The following is a 22222-nucleotide window of genomic DNA, read 5'->3' on the forward strand; positions in this document are numbered from 1 at the left end:
GAATTTACTTCTCTTCACATACGATGATCTTCCCGACACAGGTCTTCTATCTCCCGACTGGGAAGATTCGGTCTTTCATCTTTTCACTTTTTCACCTTTAATATTTGTCCGTTCCCGTTATTTACAGTACCTTTGTACATCTTAACATCAGGTAAAATAAAGATTATGGCATATTTATTCTCATCTGAATCAGTTTCGGAAGGACATCCCGATAAGGTGTCCGACCAGATATCCGATGCTTTGTTGGACCAGTTTTTGGCGTATGATGATCAGGCACGGTGTGCTATCGAGACTTTCGTTACTACCGGACAGGTAATCATTATGGGCGAAGTGCGCTCCAAGGCGTATATCGATTTGCAGACTATTGCACGCGAAACCATCAAGAAAATAGGCTATACCAAGTCGGAATATCAGTTTGACGGTGATTCGTGCGGCGTGCTGGCGGCTATCCACGAACAGAGCGATGACATCAATCGAGGCGTTGACAACGGTACGGTTGATGATCAAGGGGCCGGCGATCAGGGAATGATGTTCGGTTATGCAACCAATGAGACGGAAAGTTTTATGCCTGTTTCATTAGACTTGTCGCATCTGATCGTGCGCACATTGGCCGATATTCGTAAGGAGGGTAAGCAGATGACATACCTCCGTCCGGATGCAAAGAGCCAGGTAACAGTGGAATATAGCGATGATAATATACCTCAACGGATCGATACGATAGTTGTAAGTACGCAGCACGATGCATTCGATGATGACGACGCTCGTATGCTTTTAAAAATCAAAGAAGATGTAATAGGCATCCTGATACCGCGTGTCAAGGCTCAATGCGGCGACAAAGTTCTGGCTCTTTTTAATGAAAATATCAAGTATTTGGTCAATCCCACGGGTAAGTTCGTTATCGGAGGACCGCACGGAGACACCGGTCTGACGGGACGGAAAATCATCGTCGACACTTACGGTGGTAAAGGAGCGCACGGCGGTGGTGCGTTTTCGGGTAAGGATTCGAGTAAAGTTGACCGCTCGGCAGCTTATGCAGCACGTTACATTGCGAAGAATATGGTGGCCGCAGGAGTGGCTGATGAGATGCTCGTTCAGGTGAGTTATGCCATCGGTGTGGCACGTCCGGTAAACATATATGTGAATACTTACGGTCGGCGCAACGTCAAGATGGGCGACGGTGAGATTGCGCAGCGTATCGAAAAACTATTCGATCTGCGGCCGAAAGCTATCGAACGCAAATTCAATCTGCGACAACCCATTTATTTCGAAACTGCTGCTTACGGGCATATGGGTCGTAAAAGCGAGATTGTGGAGAAGACTTTCACCAGTCGTTATCACGAGAAAAAGACGGTGAAAGTGGAACTTTTCACGTGGGAAAAACTTGACAGTGTGGAGCTGATCAAGCGTGAATTCGGACTATAATATCATTGGTTGACAGATGTTTCAGGAAGACTCTTTATCTGTTCGGCCTTCAACGGTGCGGCATTCTGGGCAGCTGACGCCTCAGCAAGTGTTGAGTCAGTTGCCCGGAAATGCTACCCCTGCGCAGCAAGATTCGGCAATTCAGCAGCACATCAAGGCTTCGCCGATACACTGGAGCAATCGACCCGACACGTTGCATCTGCCCGGACAGCCTGTGGGTAAGAGTTTTCGCAATATCGATTTGCCGAAATACTATAAGGAATCGTTCTTTTCCGGCGATTCGCTTTTCCATCCCGAATTGCCCGGCGGACGTCGAGGTGTGGCGGGAGATCCCATTCCCTACTCCATCTCCGGCGATAACTTGATTACGTCTTTGCTGCTGGGCTGTTTCGTTTTGGCGATGATTGCCTTTGCCAATTCGCGTCAGTTCATCATCCGACAGGTTAAAACTCTCTTCTATGTACCGCGTGAAAACACCACGATTGCTACCGAGACGGCGAGCGAACTGCGGTTTCAGCTGTTCTTGGTGTTACAGACCTGTCTGCTGTTTTCCATTCTTTACTTCTTTTATATACGTGCTCACGTATCTGCAACATTCATCATTGAGCAGTATGAAATCATCGGAATCTATGCCGGAATCATAGCAACCTATTTCTTGGTAAAGGCCATTACCTATGGGATAACAGACTGGGTGTTTTTCGACCGACGCTCGAATGGCCGATGGATGAAGTCCTTTCTCTTTCTCATTTCAGCCGAAGGCGTGCTCCTTTTTCCCGGGGTGATGCTCCAAGCTTACTTTAATATGTCGTTAGATAGCGTGATCGGCTATGTAACCGGTGTTGTCATTTTGTTCAAATTGCTCTCGTTTTACAAGACTTATATTATCTTTTTCAGGCGAAAAGGCCTTTTTCTGCAAATATTTTTGTACTTTTGTGCGCTCGAAATCCTGCCGTTACTCTCTCTCTGGAGCGTCTTGGCAATGGTCACGAGCTATTTGAAGATAAACTTTTAGGCCATTAAAATGATAAAGAAAATCTTGGTTTCACAGCCTAAACCGACGAGTGAGAAGTCTCCATACTTTGATATTGAAAGAGAGTTTGGTGTGGAGTTTGTGTTCCGTCCGTTTGTAAAGGTCGAAGGATTGACGGCAAGAGAGTTCCGACAACAGAAGATTAGTCTCCTCAATTACACCGCAGTGGTGTTCACTTCACGACATGCTATCGACCATTATTTCACACTTGCCAAAGAGCTTAGGGTGACAATTCCCGAGGAGATGAAGTATTTCTGTGTCACGGAAACCGTGGCTCTCTATATACAAAAGTATGTTCAGTATCGCAAACGCAAGGTTTTCTTCGGGTCGACAGGTAAAATTGACGACCTCGTTCCTATGATGGCGAAGCACAAAACAGAGAAATATCTCGTGCCGTTGAGCGATGTTCACAACGATGATGTAAAGAACTTGCTTGACCAAAAGAAGCTGAAACATACCGAGTGCGTAATGTATCGCACCGTGAGCAACGACTTTACGGAGGACGAAATCAAGCATTTCGACTATGATATGCTGGTATTTTTCAGTCCAACCGGTGTGAAAGCGTTGGCTAAGAATTTCCCCTCTTTTGAACAAGGAGACCTGAAAATCGCTACGTTCGGCCCCGCAACGGCTAAGACTGTGGCTGATGAGGGAATGCGACTCGACCTTGAAGCGCCTACCAAAGAACATCCGTCGATGACTGGTGCACTGAAAGCTTACTTTGAAAAGCTTAGGAAATAAAGGACGAGAAGAATGTCCGGAGCGTTCGGTTTGGCAAAAGCAGAGCGGATATGTAGCCGAAAACTCATAGAGACTCTGTTCAACAGCGGTGCAGGAAAGTCGTTATCGGCATTTCCGTTGAGGCTTGTTTATATGCCGATAGAGCGTGATACAATTGCTGGATTGATACCTCCCGTGCAGGCACAGATGATGGTTAGTGTGCCGAAAAGGTATTTTAAGCGTGCCGTGAAACGCAATCGTGTGAAACGACAAGTGCGTGAAGCCTATCGGAAAAATAAACAATTGGTGCTCTCGCAGTTGTTGGATACACCCGACAAAGCTGTTGCAATGGCGTTTATTTGGATGGATGGAAAGCTGCAAGACAGTGCTTTCGTAGAGCAACGGATGATTAATCTCTTGGCACGTCTTGGTGAACGGTTATGCGAGTGATGCTTACCCTGTGGCGTGGAATATCGTGGATGCTGACCCGGTTGCTGCTTGTGCCCATTCTGTTTTATCGGCAGTTTATCTCTCCTTTCACGCCGCCTTCGTGTCGATTTACACCCACTTGCTCTGAATATGCGCGTCAAGCGCTGATCAAGCACGGCCCCATCAAAGGCCTTGCACTTTCCGTTTGGCGAATATTGCGGTGTAATCCGTGGGGCGGAAGCGGGTATGATCCGGTACCATAAATCCGCTCTTAGTCTCCTAAGTCAAAGGATTGGAGGAATGGACAAGTAAGTTTATCCTTGCAAAAGATTAAACATATAACTTTCATTTATTGTTTAAAATAAAAGCAATATATCTATTTCGGGGTATAAGTTTCCGTTAAAAGACAGCCCCCCAACCTTCTGTTTCAGGGGGCTTAAATATAAAACAGAATGATGAAAAACTTTGTTGAAGAACTGAAATGGCGTGGTATGCTGGCGCAAATAATGCCGGGTACTGAAGAACTCCTGCAAAAGGAGATGGTAACTGCATATTTAGGAACTGACCCGACAGCTGATTCGCTGCACATCGGACACCTTTGCGGCATTATGATGCTGCGTCACTTGCAGCGCTGCGGACACAAACCTATCGTCTTGGTAGGTGGTGCCACGGGGATGATTGGCGACCCTTCGGGCAAGAGTCAGGAGCGGAACCTTTTGGATTCGGATACGCTTTATCATAACCAAGAGTGCATTAAGGCGCAGGTTGCCAAGTTTCTCGACTTTGAAGGAACCGCTCCCAATGCCGCCGAAATGGTCAATAACTACGACTGGATGAAAGATTTCACCTTCTTGGATTTCGCTCGTGAGGTGGGAAAACACATCACCGTAAACTATATGATGGCTAAAGATAGCGTGCAAAAGCGGCTCAACGGCGAAGCTCGAGACGGTCTTTCGTTTACTGAATTCACTTATCAGCTCTTACAGGGATACGATTTTCTGCATCTATATAAGACCAAAGGATGCAAGCTTCAACTTGGAGGTAATGACCAATGGGGTAATATGACCACCGGATCCGAGCTCATTCGACGTACTCTGGGAGGTGAAACTGAGGCCTTTGCATTGACTTGTCCGCTCATCACTAAGGCCGATGGAAAAAAGTTTGGAAAGACAGAGAGCGGCAATATCTGGCTTGATTCCAAACGCACAACGCCTTATGCGTTTTATCAATTCTGGTTAAACGTGAGCGATGAAGATGCCGAACGCTATATCAAAATATTCACAAGTCTGGATAAAGAGATTGTCGACGCTCTCGTAGAAGAACACAAACAAGATCCCGGTCGCCGTATCTTACAGCGCAGATTGGCCGAAGAAGTCACACTGATAGTACATTCTCGCGAAGCGTTGGATACCGCCATAGAAGCCTCAAATATTCTTTTCGGCAAAGCAACGAAAGAGAGTTTGCTGCGATTGGACGAACAAACGCTGCTCGATGTGTTTGAAGGTGTGCCCCATTTCACGTTAGCCAAGACCGACCTGGGCTTACCGGCTGTCGAACTCCTTACCCGCGACGATGTAAAAGTTTTCTCGAGCAAGGGCGAAATGCGTAAAATGGTACAGGGCGGAGGCGTTTCTCTCAACAAGGAAAGGCTGGAATCGTTCGACCGTCTCATCACTTCCGACGATTTGATCGATGGTAAATACCTGCTTATTCAGCGCGGAAAGAAAAATTATAATCTGTTGATAGTAGTGTAAGTTAGTAAGTTTATGAGTTTCTAAGTTTGTGAGTTTTGTTGCGAGAATTACCGATTGAAATGCTCAAAGACTTAAAAATAAACTTATGAACTTTAAAACTTATAGGCTAAAAAACTTACAGAAATATTTGGTAGTGGGCTGAAAAACCACTATCTTTGCACCCGCTTATTGTCCTATGGTGTAATGGTAGCACAACAGGTTTTGGTTCTGTTTGTAGTGGTTCGAATCCGCTTAGGACAACAGAAAAGGAGAAACAGTATATAAATAGCTGTTTCTCCTTTTCGTTTTTGATAGCCTTTGGAGGTAAAAGAGAGATTATTCTTTTATTGAAAAAAGATTTTATCTACATTGAAGAAAAGTTCGATGCCATTTTGTTTATATTTTCTCAGGAATTTTGTTATATCTATTTGATATTTCTTATGTATCTAATTGAAAATCAAGTGGATATAAAATGGTCTGCAATTAACTGTTAAACGCACAATGATTAACGGTTACTTGCACGCCAAGTAACCGTTAAACAGCGTGCGATTGACCGTTAATCGGCGTGCAAGTAATGGTTAATCACAGGGCCGTTGAATATCTTATGATGAGAGGGTAGGGGAAAACAGGCTATTTACGGGCTTTTATCCGAATCGGGACTTGCTTGATATTGATGAGTTGCAATATACCTGTGAGATGATGGCGGGCATCTTTTGCTTTGACAGTGATACTGCCTTCGTGCTCCGAACTCTGCACGGTGAGTACTAATTTACCGTGGAAAAGACGCATCTGAGGCGTAGTGAAAGACTCCAAAGAAGTAGCATCGCCATTGCAGACAGCGCGGAATGAACCGGCTCCGGACACCTCGAAGCTGATCAAATCGTCTGCATCGGGACACTCGTTGCCGTCTTCGTCCACCATCGTTACGGTGATATAAGCCAGATCTTCGCCGTTGGGGCTGAGTTGTTTGCAGTCGGTTTCCAAGCGCAATGCAGCTGGTTGGCCGGCCGTTCGGATGATTTTTTCGGCTGCTTTTCGGCCATCAGCATCATAAGCCACCACTTTCAGTTCGCCCGGTTCGTAGACAACGTTGTTCCAACGCAATCGATAGCGATCTAAACGTGCCGTGTCGCATTTGGCGATTCGGCCTTGGCTGCGGCCGTTTACAAAGAGTTCGGCCTGCGGATAGTCTGTATAGCAATAGACAGGTGTGGTTTTTCCTTCGCGCCCCGGCCACGTCCAGTGGGGCAGGAGATGCAAAGTGTGCTCGCGTTTATTCCATTGTGCGCGATAGAGATAGTATCGATCTTTGGGCAATCCGGCCAGATCTACGGCGCCGAAATAGCTGCTTCGAGAGGGCCAATACGAATAATAGGGCGTCGGTTCGCCCAAATAGTCGATGCCGGTCCATACGAATTGGCCAATGGTCCACGTGCGGTCGTCTTGCATCCGCATATCATCGTCGGGTAGATTGCTCCATCCGCAGCACTCCACATCATACGAAGAGCACTGTCCATCGGGGTAAGTGGCCATCTTTTTGGTCTCTACGGGGAATTTGTAAACGCCTCGGCTACTTACCGTAGACGTGGTTTCGGTACCCAGGATGAAGCCCTGCGGCTGACGATTGATGAGTTCATCGTAGAGAAATCCACGATAATTGAAACCCGGAACGTCTGTTGCGGCATAGAAACCGCAATCTGTACAAGCTTTGGGATTATCTCCTCCGGCCGTTACCGGACGTGTATTGTCGAGGCTGTGACAGAACTCCGTCATCTCCTTTGCACGTTGGGCGCCTTCCGTTTTCCATTGTTCGGGAATCTCATTGCCGATACTCCACATCACGATCGAGGGATGATTGCGGTGACCTTTGATGAGATTGGTGAGGTCTTTGCGCCACCATTGGGTATAGAAACGGTTGTAATCGTTCTTCACTTTGGGCTCAGCCCAGGCGTCGAAACTCTCTGCCATTACCATCATTCCCATCGAGTCGCACACTTCCATTTGCATTTGCGAGGGCATATTGTGTGAAGTGCGGATGGCATCTACGCCCATATCTTTCATCAGACGTATCTGTCGGATGATGGCCGACTTGTTGACGGCGGCGCCGAGTGGGCCTAAATCGTGGTGGAGACATACGCCTTGGAACTTCCGCGAGAGGCCGTTGAGGCGGAATCCGTGTGCTCGTGACACATCGATGGTGCGTATACCGACGCGCTGCGAAGTGCGATCAAGATGCTTGTTGCCGTCTTTGACGGTGGTGATAAGTGTGTATAGGGTGGGGGATTCGGGCGACCAAAGTTGCGGGTGAGCCACATCAAGGTTGAAAGAAGCGCGTCCTTGTGCGTCGGGTGATGCCGTTTTTTGCGCTACAACGCGTCCGTCGGCATTCTTGATAGTAACTGTCGTCTTGATATTTTTCGTACTTTTAGCGCCTTTGATTTGCGTGTTTACGGAAACGTTGGCGTTGTTTGCATCGACCGAAAGCGTGCGGAAGAACGTTTCCCAAGGGTCAATGCGGATGTCGCCGGTGAAGATCAGCCTGACGGGACGATAGAGTCCGGCACCCGGATACCACCGACTGCTTTCCTCGACGTTGTGGAGTCTCACCGTGATTTCATTGTTCTCGCGTCTGAGCAGCTGCGTAATGTCGAGTCGGAAAGCATTATAACCATAGTTCCAACGGCCTGCTTTCTGTCCGTTTACATACACAACGGGTTCGCTCATAGCCCCATCGAAGTAGAGTTCGGCTCGTTTTGCACCTTTTGGAACCGTGAAAACCGTTCGATATCGACCCTCACCGAGCCAGGGAAGAGCCCCCGAACGGCCAGTATGATCGATGGCTTTGTTTTGTCCGTCTTGTGTTATGGCAAGGTGTTGAATATCCCATTTCCTGTCGAATGGGCCGTTGATAGCCCAGTCGTGAGGTACACTGACCTGCTGCCATACCTTTCCGTCGCGTGAGAATTGCCACGTTTTGAGGTTTTGTTCCTGTCTATTCTGCGCCCCGCATACCACGGATGCGGTGAGGAAAAGCGCCAAAAGGCTTTGTTTCATCGTGAGTTTTTATGTTTCTGAGTTTGTGAGTAGGGGAGGGATTGAAGGTTTTCGGTATCCTCATTTCATTTTGCTCCGATCTTTTTCATCCATTTTCCGCCTGTCATACAGGCAATACCAATGATGACAAAGGGGATGCTTAGCAGCTGACCCATATTGAGAAACATTCCCGATTCGAAGTCAACCTGAATGTCTTTGGTATATTCTACGAAGAAGCGGAACGTGAAAATCAATGTCAGACAGAGGCCGAAGAAGAAGCCTGTGCCTACTTTTTGCGGCTTGTGTCGATATAAATACCATCCCACGAAGAAGAAAACGGCATAGGCGATGGCTTCATAAAGTTGGCCGGGATGGCGCGGAACTTTGTCTACTTTCTCGAAGATAAAAGCCCAAGGAACATCTGTAACTTTGCCGATAATCTCTGAATTCATCAGATTTCCGAGGCGAATGAAGCACGCGGTAATGGGCGTTGCGATGGCGATATTATCAAGAACGATCCACAGATTGAGGTGTGTTCTGCGATAATAAAGATAGAGTGCGATTATCAGTCCGATGGTTCCGCCGTGCGAAGCGAGCCCTTCGTAGCCCACATACTTCCACGATCCGTCGGCCATATGGTGCATCGGAACGATCATTTCGACAGCATGCTCCCACGAACTAAGGAAATATTCGGGTTGATAAAACAAGCAGTGACCCAATCGGGCACCTGCAAGGATTCCCACAAAGCAATATAAAAGGAGCGGATCGAAGTACTCATCCTTAATCTTCTGCTCTTTATAAAGGCGGCGAACAAGGATGTATGCCAATGCCAGTCCGATGCCCCAGCACAGCGAATACCACCGAATACCAAAGCTTCCGATGTGGAATGCAAAGAGATTGGGGTCCCAAATGATGTAGGATAGAAGGTGTTCCATTTTCTATTATGATGATTGATGAATGATGAGTTGTGAATAGTTGCCTGATAAGTAAGCGTTAATCGTCGTGCATTTGACCGTTAATTGTCGTGTAATTAACCGTTAATCGGTGCGCGATTGATGCTCAATTGCAACGCAACTAATGGTTAGTTGTAATCTTTGGGATCACACATTGAATCTGAAATGCATAATATCACCGTCCTGTACAACGTAGTCTTTGCCTTCGACTCCCAACTTGCCGGCCTCGCGAACGGCTGCTTCCGAACCGTATTGAATATAGTCTTGGTATTTGATTACCTCTGCTCGGATGAATCCTTTTTCAAAATCCGTGTGGATAACACCCGCACATTGCGGAGCCTTCCACCCTTTGTGATAAGTCCAAGCCTTAACTTCCATCTCGCCGGCAGTGATGAATGTCTCTAAATTCAGCAGCGAATAAGCCTTTTTGATGAGTCTGTTTACACCGCTTTCTGCCAATCCTAACTCGTCGAGAAACATCTTCTTGTCTTCGTAAGTTTCCAAAGATGCAATGTCTTCTTCGGTCTTTGCGGCGATGATCAGTACCTCGGCACCCTCCGTTTGAGCTGCTTTCTCCACGCATTTGCTGTACGTATTGCCCGTCTTTGCAGCTGCTTCGTCTACGTTGCAGACGTAAAGCACGGGCTTGGAAGTAAGCAGAAATAGGTCGTGTGCAGCCTTTTCTTCTTCCTGGGAATTGAAAGTTACGGTGCGTGCATTGCGCCCCTCGTCAAGTGCTTTTTTGTAAGCAGTGAGCACATTCACCATCACTTTTGCCTCTTTATTGCCCGCAGCGGCCGTCTTTTGCTCTTTACCCAATCTACTTTCGATGGTTTCAAGATCTTTGAGTTGTAGTTCAGTGTCTATGATTTCTTTGTCACGGATGGGATCGATCGTGCCGTCTACGTGTGTGATATTATCGTCATCGAAGCACCGGAGGACGTGAATAATGGCATCAGTCTCGCGTATATTGCCGAGAAACTTATTACCTAAGCCCTCTCCTTTGCTTGCTCCTTTCACCAAACCAGCTATGTCTACGATCTCGCAAGTGGCCGGAACGATGCGCCCCGGATGAACAATCTCGGCCAGACGAGTAAGTCTTTCGTCGGGCACCGTTATCACTCCGACATTCGGTTCGATTGTACAGAACGGGAAATTAGCAGCCTGCGCTTTTGCGCTTGATAAACAATTAAACAACGTAGACTTGCCAACATTAGGCAACCCCACGATTCCGCACTTTAAAGACATAATCTTATCTCAAATTAAATAGTTGTTGCAAAGATAGTGGAAAAATCTAATAAAGTGCTCATTCGTAATAAGATATTTAGCAGTGGGGTTCTCCTTGTTTGTTTATTGATCTGTTTTTTCTGTGTTTTCGGTTTGGTTTTGATCAGGATTTTGACTATTTTTGCCTTGGATTTGATTTCTTTCAGCAAATTCAACTGACTAAAACAAGATGAAGAATTATCGTGAAATCGATTTTGTTCGATGCGTGTTGATTATATTGGTGGTGCTCGTTCACATCGTCAACTTCGGTAATCGCTATCCCGAAATCAAGGCATCCGTACTTGCTTTCTTAATGCCTACGTTCTTGTTCGTAACCGGTTATCTCGTCAATATCGACAAGACACCGCGCCGATTCGGACTTTATTTATTGCAAATTATTGTTCCTTACGTGATAATGACAGTCGGTTTTTCCGTGCTTTCTTACTATTTGCCAGTGCGTGGTGGCCTTACCCATCTCACGATAGAGGCTGTCTGCGAGAAAGTTTTCATCACTTCCATTGGTCCATATTGGTTCTTTTATGAAATGATAGGTTGCGGTGCGGTTTATTATTTCAGCTTTAAATGCCTGCCGTTTGTGTGCAATCGTATATCAAAATTCGCCGTTTTCGGCTTCATTCTCATCCTTTCCTCGCTCGTTTTGCCTGTGATGACACTGCAAAGTGTGATCTATTATTTCTTGGGAACGGTGTTGCGACAGTGCGGTTGCGATTTTCAATCCCTCTTTAAACCGTCTTTCTATGCGCTATTTCCGTTTGTTGGCATTATCGTTGGGCTTGGTTGTCAAGATTGGGGGAGTGTGTTGATAATGGCATCCGTAGTTTGTGCGTTGTCGTTTATGAGTTGGATGTATTGCCGTGTACCTGCGAAAGTGCGTCGTTACGCTGTATATATCGGGATGAATACATTACCGATCTATCTCTTTCATCCCGTTTTCACAATGTCAGCAAGGTTTTGTCAGCGTCTTTTTACGTGGGATTCGTCTGTTCTGTCGTTTACATTTGTTACGCTCATCATTAGTGTTTTCGGTTCGTTGGCATTGGCGTGGCTGTTAGATCGGTCTCATTTCTCTTACCTCTTTGCCCGTTCCCGCTTTCTCAGATGATGGTGAATTGAATAAAGTATATGGCTGTTGATTACTGAATCGGTAATAAATTGTATGTCAAACGAATGTATATTGAGGTTACAAAAGGCATTTATCGACTGCTGAAAAGGTGTTATTTGTGCATTATTTCGTGCTTAAAAGCACGTCCATTAACCATCAATTGCTCCACCCACAGATATTTATTTGATAGTCAATAATTTGCAGTGGTAACGTTTCCTGCTTTCATCCGCATAGCGAATGATGCGGACTCATTCACGCTCTGTATTTACCTGAAAATCAATAAAATACAAACTATCCTGCGATGAGCGATTCATCGCTCGCCGTTTAATGGTTGATTGCACGCCGATTAACGGTTAAACGCACTGCAAGTAACGGTTAATCGCGATGCGTTTAACGGTTAGTTGTAATGAATCTTATATTTTATTGATTCTCAATTATATACACAAATTATACGATGGAACAATAAGGGTGATAACGATGAGGGATGAATAAACAAATGCCGAATTGTCAATTCCCGATGATTAATGATCAATGATCAATCGAGTATACACTTCCAGCATCTGCTGTGCAATGTCTTCGTTCTCAAAACGACGGATATAGGCACGAGAGTCAGCTATGCGTTGCGAACGGCCGGATGCTCCGATGAGCGATTGTTGCAGGGCTTCAGCCATTCCACGAACATCATCTGGAGCTACGTATAAGCTCGAAGGGCCACCCGCTTCTTCAAGACACGAACCCGTGCAGGCAACCACAGGCAGACTGCTCTGTATGGCTTCGATGACCGGAATGCCGAACCCCTCGTAGCGGGAAGGATAAACAAAACATTCGGCTTGCTGATAAACGGCCAACAAATCGTCGTTGGAAATACCGCGAAGGAAGTGGATACGCGCCGCAAGATCGTGCTCGCGGGCATAGCGAAGGATGCGTTCGATATAGTCAGTAGGTCGTCCTACAACAACAAGATGCACCTCGCGGGGAAGCTGTGACAATGCTTTGACGGCCAAGAGCACGTTTTTACGCGCCTCGATGGTACCGACATTGAGGATGTAACGCTGCGGAAGATGTAACCGGCGGGCTGCTTCGGCGCACGCATCATCAGTCAACCGCTGCGTGAAAAGTGTGTCACAACTTTGATAAACGACATCGATACGGTCTTCGGAAACACCTCCATAGTACATCACATCACGTTTGGTGCACTCACTAATAGCAATAATCCGCTCCGCTTCACGGCAAGTGAGCCGGAATTTCAGTGCATAGATCTGCGCGTCCCACCAATGGTAATACTCCGGATGACGCATAAAGATAAGATCGTGAACGGTAACGACGGAATGAATCGGCGTCTTTCGGATGCCGACGGGCAGTTCGCCGGAGAGTCCGTGATAGATATTCACGTTGTCTTTGACTAAATCTTGGATAATGCCTCGCGTTCGCCAATAATCCTTGTAGAGACGAAACTGCGGGCCACGGGGATAAATCAAATGCACATTTTCACGTAAAGCGATCTGGGAACGCAGGCTATCGCGACCGCCGTCGGGGGCATAGAGCAAGAGATCGAGGTCGGAACGGACGGCCGAAAGCGAATTAATCAACGTACGACCGTAGTTTCCCAAGCCTGTTCCATTGGCCACAATGCGTTTCGCATCATAGCCAATGCGCAATCGGTCTGCATCTTTTGATATGCAGGAACAGGGCTCGTTCTGCGGTATTTCGTATTGATTCTTGCCCATATCGTTATAAATCCAATTGAAAAGAGATGTCGTGTCGGCAGCCGTATCGCTTCCAAAAGCGGGCCCGTTGGGCTAAAGCAAACTGTTCGGAAACCGTCGGATCGAAGCCGCGAAGCACTGCATAACGGTGCACAATAGCCGTAAAGAAGTGCTTGGGACCCCATAGCCGGCGTAGATTTCGCAATCCGTCGTGCATAGAAACGGGGCCGATTCGCATTCGGTTGATATCTATCACCGAGAAAGAATAGCCTTCGACAGTGGGGCTCCAAAGGATATTTCCGGGCGAATAATCCAAATGCAGGAAGCCCGCTTCGTGCATTCGGGCGGTAAAATCGGCCAACCCCGCAGCAATTCCAGCATAATCGTGCTCACCGGTTTCAACCATTTCGTACAGCATCCGACGCCCCGTGAGATGAGGAGTAACAAGATACGAATAGCCCAAAAGCCCCCAAGCATTCCGTTCCTCGAAATAAGCGAGACCTGCGGGGGTATCTATTCCCGCCGCCAAAAGCATTGCAGCATACTCGAAAGCACGTTTTCCCTTTGGCTTACGGATACCCCACGAATAGATCAGTCGGTTGAGATGGGTGGGCACGTGATAACGTTTCACATTCAGGAGAACACCGTTCGGAGCATTGAACACTTTGATTCGGTTGCGCGAATCATAGACCATTTCGCCCTCGGAATCGAAGATTCGGGGGATCGATGCAATGTAATCGGTCAGCGCTTTACCGCCGCCCAAGGTGCGAATAGCTTCAGAAGAGAGGGTTATACGCATTAATGCGACAATACTTCGAGCGCTTTTCGCACTACGTGATTTGTCTCGTTCATAATCTGGAAGTATTCATCCATATCCCAAAGATCACGAGCGACGAGGGCTTTGAGCTGTATTCGGAGCAAGGGAAGCGTGCGTTTGAGTTCTGCTTGGTCCTTCGGCTTGATCTGTTGAGCCTCACCCTCTTTCAGAATAGCATCAATCAGCGACTGTGGAACAGTGAAACGGGTATTGAAATCATCGAAAGTCTTGTAGCGACTCTTCAACGTTTTACGATTGTTATCAACGTAACGGAGATTGGCATTGATGATGATGCTCTTAGCATTGAGCATCCGATGAAACCGTGTAAACTGCAACGTGTCGAGCGGAACGAAGTAATCAGGCATTATTCCACCGCCTCCATAGACCGTGCGATGCTGTCGGAGAGTTTGGTATTTGAGTGAATCGGCAAAGTGAATGCTATCTGCACTGTATAGTTCTCCGCGTTTATAGCGGTTGTCAAGTTCACGTTCGTAGCTTTCAATATCCCCTTTTTGATAAGGCTTCTGAATGCAGCGACCCGACGGTGTGTAGTAATGCGCAATGGTAAGACGTATCATCGAACCGTCGCGGAACGGTATCGGACGCTGCACGAGGCCCTTACCAAAAGTGCGACGCCCCACAACCGAGCCGCGATCTTGGTCTTGAATGGCACCCGTTACAATCTCTGCGGCCGAAGCGGAGAACTCATTTACAAGGACTACTACTTTGCCATCGAGAAGCCGCCCGTTGCCGTTGGCGCGGAATTCATCACGCTTCGAAGCTCTACCTTGCGTGTAAACCACAAGATCGTTGCGCTTCAAAAACTCGTTGGCAACACCTACTGCAGCCATCAAATAGCCTCCGCCGTTGTCCTGTAAGTCGAGAACGAGGTCTTGCATACCCTGCTTCTTTAAGCGAGCGACACCTTCCATAAACTCTTGATACGTGGTAGCACCAAAGCTTCCGATACGAATATACCCCACATTAGGCCTGATCATATAGACAGCATCAATGGTTTTGACGGGTATTTTGTCGCGAGTGACAATGAAAACGAGCTTTCCAGGAATGCCGCGACGCACGATTCCGAGCCTGACTTGCGTGCCTTTCGGTCCTCGAAGACGGCGTACAACCTCATTACGGTCCATCTTTACGCCTGCGATTGCAGTGTCGTTAACCGACACAATACGGTCGCCGGGCAATATTCCGACCTTTTCCGAAGGTCCGTTCGTAATGGTTTGTATCACGAGCAACGTGTCTTGAACGATATTAAACTGCACGCCGATGCCTTCGAAAGAGCCTTCGAGAGGCTCGGTAAGGGCTTTTGTTTCCTTAGCAGTAGTGTAAGTGGAATGTGGATCGAGCTTTTCGAGCATTCCGCGAATGCCGTCTTCCACAAGCTTCGACTCATTAACAGAGTCTACATAGTTGTTTTTGATCATCGCTTCAGCTATTTGCAGCTTGATCAGCGGCGTCTCGTCGCTTTGTCTTTGATACTGTTGTGCCGAAACGGAAACAACCGCAAAGGCGAAGAACAGCGTAAGAATGTGTTGTTTTTTCATATTGTTTATTTGTCGGTGAGGTCGCCTTCCACCACTAAATTATCGATAATGAAGTTCTGCCTTTCCATTGTATTCTTACCCATATAGTACTCTAAGAGTTTCTGAACCTGGTCGGTCTTATGCAGCGTGACCTGCTCCAAGCGCATATCCGAGCCTATAAAGTGGGCAAACTCATCAGGACTGATCTCTCCAAGACCTTTAAATCGCGTGATTTCAGGGTCTGGTCCGAGACTGCTTACGGCCTTCCGGCGCTCCTCTTCACTGTAACAATAAAGCGTAATAAAGTCGCTTCGACGTTCGCCTTGCTGCAATTTGGCATCCGCTTCGGCAACAGTCTGCTTGTCTTTCACCTTCGTTCGCCGGTTGCGAACACGAAAGAGTGGGGTCTGAAGCACGTAAACGTGTCCTTTTTTAATAAGCTCCGGGAAAAACTGTAAGAAGAAAGTGATGATTAAAAGACGGATATGCATACCGTCGACATCGGCATCCGTGGCCACGATTACCTTATTATAACGTAGCGAGTCGAGCCCTTCTTCGATGTCGAGAGCGGCTTGTAGAAGATTGAATTCCTCGTTTTCGTAGACCACTTTCTTAGTCAATCCAAAAGAATTAAGCGGTTTTCCACGCAACGAAAACACGGCTTGGGTATTTACATCACGACTTTTGGTAATGCTTCCGCTGGCCGAATCGCCCTCGGTTATAAAGATAGCGCTCTCTTCTTTGCGGTCGTTTTTGACATCGGAGAAATGAATTCGGCAATCACGGAGCTTCCTATTGTGTAGGTTTGCTTTCTTAGCGCGCTCCCGGGCGAGCTTCGTCACACCCGCCATAGCCTTTCGTTCGCGTTCACTTTCAGTGATCTTGTTGAGCATTACCTCGGCAATCTCGGGGTGAATATGTAAGAAATTGTCGACGTTAAGCTTAATAAAATCGCCCACATACTTGTTAATGCTCTCGCCGCCGGGACCCATCGTGAGCGAGCCTAACTTGATTTTGGTCTGGCTTTCAAACATAGGCTCTTCCACATCGACAGCTATTGCGGCTACGATTCCGTTGCGAATGTCGCCAAACTCATAATTCTTGCCCGAGAACTCTTTAATAGTACGAGCTATGTGTTCCTTAAACGCACTTTGGTGGGTACCTCCTTGCGTGGTATGTTGACCATTGACGAAAGAGTGATACTCCTCTCCGTATTGGTTAGTATGCGTGAATGCGATCTCGATATTCTCACCTTTAAGATGAATAATGGGGTAAAGCCCATCGTTGGTCATCGTATCGTTGAGGAGATCTTCAAGTCCGTTGCGGCTCACAATACGCCTTCCGTTATACATAATGATGAGACCCGCATTAAGATAGGTATAGTTTCGGAGCATCGTTTCAACGATATCGTCGTGAAACTCATAGTTAACAAAAAGCGAATTATCCGGTTCAAAGAAGACGAACGTACCGTTTTCGTCTTGTGTCGGCTGTGTTTCATCGCCCGTCAGATTACCTTTCTCGAAGCGAACGGCCCGCACCTTACCGTCGCGAAACGACTTTACTTCAAAGTGAGAACTCAATGCATTAACGGCTTTGAGACCTACTCCGTTCAAGCCTACGCTCTTTTTAAATGCCTTGGAATCATATTTTCCACCCGTGTTGAGCATACTCACGGCCTCGACTAACGGTCCTTGGGGAATGCCTCGACCGTAATCGCGCACGCTGACACGCAGATTCTCATCGATATCTACCTCAATCCGTCGGCCAGCATTCATCCGAAACTCATCGATGGAGTTATCGATCACCTCCTTGAGCAGCACATAAATACCGTCTTCGGGCATCGAACCGTCGCCCAACCTACCGATATACATTCCCGGCCGAGTGCGCACGTGCTCCATATCCGACAAGTGACGGATGTTGGCATCGGTGTAAGAAGCGGTTTCTTTTGCCGCTGTCGAGGAACCCGAAAGTGTTTCTTCTATATCTTCCCTCATTCTATTTCACCTTTCTTCAACGGCTTTCTGTAACACGCTCTGCGCTTATGCTGCACGGGTTCCAGTGCTCCCCACTGACTCTGAACCGTGAAATTGGTCTCCATTTCCACCTGCGTCTCACCCCATTCAAAGCCATAAGCCTGGTAATAAGGAATAAGATCGGCTAAAATCAAAGCATTGACGCCCTTCGGACGATACTCCGGAAGCACGCCAATGAGCAACAAATCGACCACCTTAGTCTTGTGAAACTTGATGGCACGAAGCAGATACCACCAACCGAAAGGCCACAACCTACCGCGCCGGCACTTCTGTAACGCACGCGTAAGTGACGGTATCGAAATGCCTACTCCTACCAATTTGTTGCCCGCACTGCGGTCTTCTACCAATGTAATGAGGTTAAGATCGGCTAGTGGGAAATACATATTGATGTATTGTTTAATCTGTCTTTCAGAGAGTTGAGAATATCCATAGAGGTCTTTATATGTCTCGTTGATAATCTCGAAAATCTTAAATCCATAGCCTTCTTCAAAGATTTCTTTCTTCGTCAGCTTCTTTACGCACAAGTCGTAACGCTCACTTACAACCTCGGCAATCTTGGCATACTTCTCGGGAATCTCTTTCGGAACATACAATTTGTTCTCAACATAATTCGTATCGACAACAAAACCGCCTGCATTCTCAATGTGGCGGGGGTAATAGTCATAGTTATAAATCGTGGGCATCGTACCCAATTGGTCGAAGCCCAACGTAAGCATACCCTCCGGATCCATATCGGTGAAGCCCAGCGGACCCACGATTTCGTCCATCCCGTGCTGCAAACCGTAGTCTTCCACGGCTTTGAGCAAGGCTCGTGAAACCGCCTCGTCGTCGATGAAATCAATCCATCCGAACCGTACCGAATTGCGTTTCCACTTCTCATTAGCTCTGTGATTGATGATGGCTGCTATCCTTCCTACCAATCGGTCGCCCTTATAGGCCAGAAAATATTCGCTTTCACAGAAATCGAAAGCCGCGTTCTTGTCCCGCCGTAAGGTGTTCATCTCTTCGCTGAAAAGGTTAGGTGCGTCATACGGATTACCTTTATACAAGTCGTAATGAAAGTTGATGAAAGTGCCTAAGTCCTTTTTTGTCTTTACTGTTTTTATCGTTATTGATGACATTATAATCGTTCGATTAATGCTTTAAACGTGCAAATATACTTCAATTCGTGCAGATTACAAAATAAAACGTCGTGAATCGCATAAAACATTTTCATAACTCCTCGATTCGGGTACACTTGCTTACACCTTGTTTTATACCCGGTTTCACCGCCCTACTCTACTCGTCAATACAGGAAAAAGAACCGGCGGTTACGATTTCCATATTTCATTGTCAATCAATAAGATACAAGTCGTGCTGCGTTTAACCGTTAAACAGCCTGCATTCAACCGTTAATCACACACCGTTTAACGGCCTTTCACAAGGTAATTTACCGTTAATTAAAACGTAAGTAGAAAATGAACCGGATGGCGGTCGCTGAAAGAACAGTATCAGCAACCGGTAAATTGGACAAAGAAAAGGGGCACACCGGTTATCCACCGATATGCCCCTTATGTATAAATTGTGCTGAGCACAGATGCGTTTTAATCGTTGAGCTTGGCCGCAATGAACTCGCGGTTAAGACGAGCGATATTGGCTATCGACTCGTTTTTGGGACATTCGGCCTCACAAGCACGCGTATTCGTGCAGTTTCCGAAACCTAACTCCTCCATCTTCATCACCATAGCTTTAGCTCGACGAGCTGCTTCGGGACGACCTTGGGGCAGCAATGCCAACTGACTTACCTTCGAACTGACGAACAACATAGCTGAACCGTTCTTGCAGGCAGCCACACAAGCGGCACAGCCAATGCACGTAGCGCAGTCCATTGCCTCGTCGGCAGCCTCTTTGGGGATAAGAATTGCATTGGCATCTTGCGGCTGACCGGTACGCACGCTGATGTAACCGCCGGCCTGGATAATCTTATCGAAGGCTCCGCGATCGACCATACAGTCTTTGATTACAGGGAATGCAGCCGAGCGCCAAGGCTCTACCGTGATGACATCTCCGTCATTGAAGCGGCGCATATAGAGCTGACACGTAGTGGCTCCGGTGGCCGGTCCGTGCGGATGTCCATTGATATAGAGCGAACACATACCGCAAATGCCCTCGCGACAGTCGTGATCAAAGACAAAGGGTTCTTTGTTTTCTTCGATCAACTGTTCGTTAAGAATGTCCAACATTTCGAGAAATGAGGTGTCACCTGGGATGTCTTTCATCTCGAACGTATCAAAATGACCTTTCGCTGTGGGGCCGTTCTGACGCCAAACTTTAAGCGTAAAACTGATATTTTTGTCCATTGTATTTTTAATTTTTAAGTTGATGAGTCTTTGAGTCAATGAGTTTTAATGGAGACAATGCCTCTTTTCAGAAGAAACATGAGTTGAATTTAACTTACAAACTTGTAAACCTATAAACTCACAAACCCAATTACGACTTGTAATTTCGTGTCTGCACCTTAATATATTGATAGTTAAGATCCTCTTTCAACAGCGTAGGTTCAGCATCATCAGAGCCTTCATATTTCCAACAAGCAACGTACATATAGTGCTCGTCATCACGTTTGGCCTCGCCTTCCTCGGTTTGCGACTCTTCACGGAAATGCCCGCCACAACTCTCGTTACGGTTAATGGCATCGTAAGCCATCAGCTCTCCCATCGTAATAAAGTCACGAAGATGGATCGCTTTGTCAAGTTCCACATTGAGACCTTCCTTCTCTCCGGGAATACGCACGTGCTCATAAAACTCTTTGCGCAATGCTTTGAGCTCGACAAGCGCCTCTTTCAAGCCTTCGAGATTACGCGCCATACCTACCTTATTCCATAAGATCGTGTAGAGTTTCTTATGAATATGGTCGACACTCTCATCTCCCTTTACATTATATATACGGTCGATTTCAGCCTGAACAGCTTTCTCAGCCGCTTCAAACTCGGGCAAATCAGTAGAGAAACGAGGCACAGTGATCTGATCGCTCAGGTAATTCTGCATCGTGTAAGGTATCACATAATAGCCGTCTGCAAGGCCTTGCATCAGCGCACTGGCACCTAATCGATTGGCGCCGTGGTCTGAGAAGTTACACTCTCCGAGTGCAAACAGCCCCTTGATGGATGTTTGCAGTTCATAGTCTACCCATATTCCACCCATTGTGTAATGAATTGCGGGATAGATCATCATAGGGTTTTCATAGGGACTTACATTCGTTATCTCCTCGTACATATCAAAAAGGTTGCCATAACGCTGCTCTACTACGTCGCGACCTAATCGTCCGATGGCTTCCGAAAAATCAAGGAACACAGCTAAACCGGTATTGTTTACGCCAAAGCCTTTATCACAACGCTCTTTCGCTGCACGGCTGGCAACATCACGAGGAACGAGGTTTCCGAATGCAGGATAGCGCCGCTCAAGATAGTAGTCACGGTCTTCTTCGGGAATATCTCTACCCTGAAGCGTTCCAGCTCGCAGTTTTTGGGCATCTTCGAGTTTCTTAGGTACCCAAATTCTACCATCATTTCGCAGCGACTCCGACATCAAAGTCAATTTCGATTGCTTATCTCCGTGAACGGGAATGCACGTCGGGTGAATCTGCACAAAGGCTGGATTGGCAAAATAAGCACCCTTACGATAACACTGAATAGCAGCCGTACAGTTGCAGCCCATTGCGTTTGTAGAGAGGAAATAGGCGTTACCATAACCGCCGGTAGCGATACATACAGCGTGTGCAGCGAATCTTTCGAGCTTGCCTGTTACCAAGTTCTTGGCTATAATACCGCGGGCCCTGCCGTCGATAACAACGAGATCTTCCATCTCATAGCGTGTATAGAGTTTTACCGTGCCATTATGCACTTCCTTGCTCAGGGCCGAATACGCACCGAGCAACAACTGTTGACCGGTCTGTCCCTTTGCATAGAACGTACGACTAACCTGCACTCCGCCGAAAGAACGGTTCGCAAGCATACCTCCGTATTCACGAGCGAAAGGCACCCCCTGCGCTACACACTGGTCGATAATCGATGCACTGACCTCTGCCAAACGATAAACGTTAGCCTCACGAGCACGGTAATCGCCTCCTTTAATCGTGTCATAAAACAGTCGATAGACTGCATCACCGTCGTTCTGATAGTTCTTTGCCGCATTGATACCACCTTGTGCAGCAATCGAATGGGCACGACGCGGAGAGTCTTGAATGCAGAAATTAAACACGCGGAATCCCATTTCACCAAGCGAAGCAGCAGCAGATGCCCCCGCCAAACCTGTTCCTACGACGATGACATCAAGTTTGCGCTTGTTCGCGGGATTAACAAGCTTCTGATGAGCTTTATAGTTTGTCCACTTCTCTGACAGTGAACCTTCGGGAATTCTTGAATCTATTTGTGACATAAT

17 protein-coding genes and 1 tRNA gene are annotated in these 22222 nt (G+C 47.0%); 8 read left to right on the forward strand and 10 right to left on the reverse strand.

The annotated features are described in order from the left end of the window. Positions 1–165: 165 nt before the first annotated feature. The 7 genes from metK (at position 166) to RWY97_RS01180 (ending at position 5595) form a co-directional block, all read left to right on the forward strand. Positions 166–1422 (forward strand): methionine adenosyltransferase, encoded by a 1257-nt coding sequence (gene metK, locus RWY97_RS01150; RefSeq protein ID WP_315565028.1) that lies wholly within the window; start codon positions 166–168, stop codon positions 1420–1422. A gap of 16 nt (positions 1423–1438) precedes the next feature. Further along, the gene (locus RWY97_RS01155) at positions 1439–2434 is read left to right on the forward strand and encodes a DUF4271 domain-containing protein (protein WP_315565029.1); all 996 of its coding nucleotides are present in this window, start codon (positions 1439–1441) and stop codon (positions 2432–2434) included. A gap of 9 nt (positions 2435–2443) precedes the next feature. Next, complete coding sequence (locus tag RWY97_RS01160; protein WP_021584855.1) at positions 2444–3193, forward strand: uroporphyrinogen-III synthase; 750 nt, start codon at positions 2444–2446, stop codon at positions 3191–3193. Positions 3194–3205: 12 nt separating this feature from the next. Next, positions 3206–3622 (forward strand): ribonuclease P protein component, encoded by a 417-nt coding sequence (locus RWY97_RS01165; protein ID WP_315565030.1) that lies wholly within the window; start codon positions 3206–3208, stop codon positions 3620–3622. Further along, the gene (yidD, locus tag RWY97_RS01170; RefSeq protein WP_036931348.1) at positions 3613–3864 is read left to right on the forward strand and encodes a membrane protein insertion efficiency factor YidD; all 252 of its coding nucleotides are present in this window, start codon (positions 3613–3615) and stop codon (positions 3862–3864) included. The genes RWY97_RS01165 and yidD overlap by 10 nt, the downstream gene beginning before the upstream one ends. Before the next feature lie 192 nt (positions 3865–4056). Next, the gene (tyrS, locus tag RWY97_RS01175) at positions 4057–5355 is read left to right on the forward strand and encodes a tyrosine--tRNA ligase (protein WP_315565106.1); all 1299 of its coding nucleotides are present in this window, start codon (positions 4057–4059) and stop codon (positions 5353–5355) included. A gap of 169 nt (positions 5356–5524) precedes the next feature. Continuing rightward, positions 5525–5595 (forward strand) — tRNA-Gln (locus RWY97_RS01180). Positions 5596–5964: 369 nt separating this feature from the next. Here the strand turns inward: RWY97_RS01180 and RWY97_RS01185 are convergent. The 3 genes from RWY97_RS01185 to ychF all read right to left on the reverse strand — a co-directional run bounded on the left by RWY97_RS01185 (position 5965) and on the right by ychF (position 10568). Further along, positions 5965–8388, reverse strand: a complete 2424-nt coding sequence (locus RWY97_RS01185; protein ID WP_315565031.1) for a glycoside hydrolase family 2 TIM barrel-domain containing protein — start codon at positions 8386–8388, stop codon at positions 5965–5967. Positions 8389–8453: 65 nt separating this feature from the next. Next, the gene (gene lgt / locus RWY97_RS01190; RefSeq protein WP_025064942.1) at positions 8454–9302 is read right to left on the reverse strand and encodes a prolipoprotein diacylglyceryl transferase; all 849 of its coding nucleotides are present in this window, start codon (positions 9300–9302) and stop codon (positions 8454–8456) included. A 165-nt stretch (positions 9303–9467) separates the two neighbouring features. Further along, the gene (ychF, locus tag RWY97_RS01195) at positions 9468–10568 is read right to left on the reverse strand and encodes a redox-regulated ATPase YchF (RefSeq protein WP_315565032.1); all 1101 of its coding nucleotides are present in this window, start codon (positions 10566–10568) and stop codon (positions 9468–9470) included. A 208-nt stretch (positions 10569–10776) separates the two neighbouring features. On the opposite strand from ychF, the gene RWY97_RS01200 reads away from it, so the two are divergent. Beyond that, positions 10777–11709 (forward strand): acyltransferase family protein, encoded by a 933-nt coding sequence (locus RWY97_RS01200; protein WP_315565033.1) that lies wholly within the window; start codon positions 10777–10779, stop codon positions 11707–11709. Positions 11710–12230: 521 nt separating this feature from the next. Here RWY97_RS01200 and RWY97_RS01205 read toward each other — a convergent pair. The 7 genes from RWY97_RS01205 to RWY97_RS01235 form a co-directional block, all read right to left on the reverse strand. Then, positions 12231–13436 carry a glycosyltransferase family 4 protein gene (locus RWY97_RS01205; RefSeq protein ID WP_315565034.1) on the reverse strand — a complete coding sequence of 402 codons (1206 nt, stop codon included), beginning with the start codon at positions 13434–13436 and terminating at the stop codon, positions 12231–12233. A gap of 4 nt (positions 13437–13440) precedes the next feature. Next, positions 13441–14214: a lipopolysaccharide kinase InaA family protein gene (locus RWY97_RS01210; RefSeq protein ID WP_315565035.1), complete on the reverse strand. Its 774-nt coding sequence runs from the start codon at positions 14212–14214 to the stop codon at positions 13441–13443. Further along, on the reverse strand, positions 14214–15791 hold the full coding sequence (locus RWY97_RS01215; protein WP_315565036.1) for a S41 family peptidase: 1578 nt from the start codon (positions 15789–15791) through the stop codon (positions 14214–14216). The genes RWY97_RS01210 and RWY97_RS01215 overlap by 1 nt, the downstream gene beginning before the upstream one ends. A gap of 5 nt (positions 15792–15796) precedes the next feature. Then, positions 15797–17764: a DNA topoisomerase IV subunit B gene (locus tag RWY97_RS01220; RefSeq protein ID WP_021584810.1), complete on the reverse strand. Its 1968-nt coding sequence runs from the start codon at positions 17762–17764 to the stop codon at positions 15797–15799. Next, complete coding sequence (locus tag RWY97_RS01225; protein WP_315565037.1) at positions 17761–18924, reverse strand: N-acetyltransferase; 1164 nt, start codon at positions 18922–18924, stop codon at positions 17761–17763. Before RWY97_RS01225 ends, RWY97_RS01220 begins: the two co-directional genes overlap by 4 nt. A 462-nt stretch (positions 18925–19386) precedes the next feature. Then, the gene (locus RWY97_RS01230; RefSeq protein WP_021584889.1) at positions 19387–20142 is read right to left on the reverse strand and encodes a succinate dehydrogenase/fumarate reductase iron-sulfur subunit; all 756 of its coding nucleotides are present in this window, start codon (positions 20140–20142) and stop codon (positions 19387–19389) included. A 130-nt stretch (positions 20143–20272) separates the two neighbouring features. Then, on the reverse strand, positions 20273–22219 hold the full coding sequence (locus tag RWY97_RS01235) for a fumarate reductase/succinate dehydrogenase flavoprotein subunit (protein WP_315565038.1): 1947 nt from the start codon (positions 22217–22219) through the stop codon (positions 20273–20275). Between the last annotated feature and the right edge of the window lie 3 nt (positions 22220–22222).

Origin of the sequence: Hoylesella pleuritidis, assembly GCF_963541955.1 — a bacterium.
GTDB lineage: Bacteria > Bacteroidota > Bacteroidia > Bacteroidales > Bacteroidaceae > Prevotella > Prevotella pleuritidis.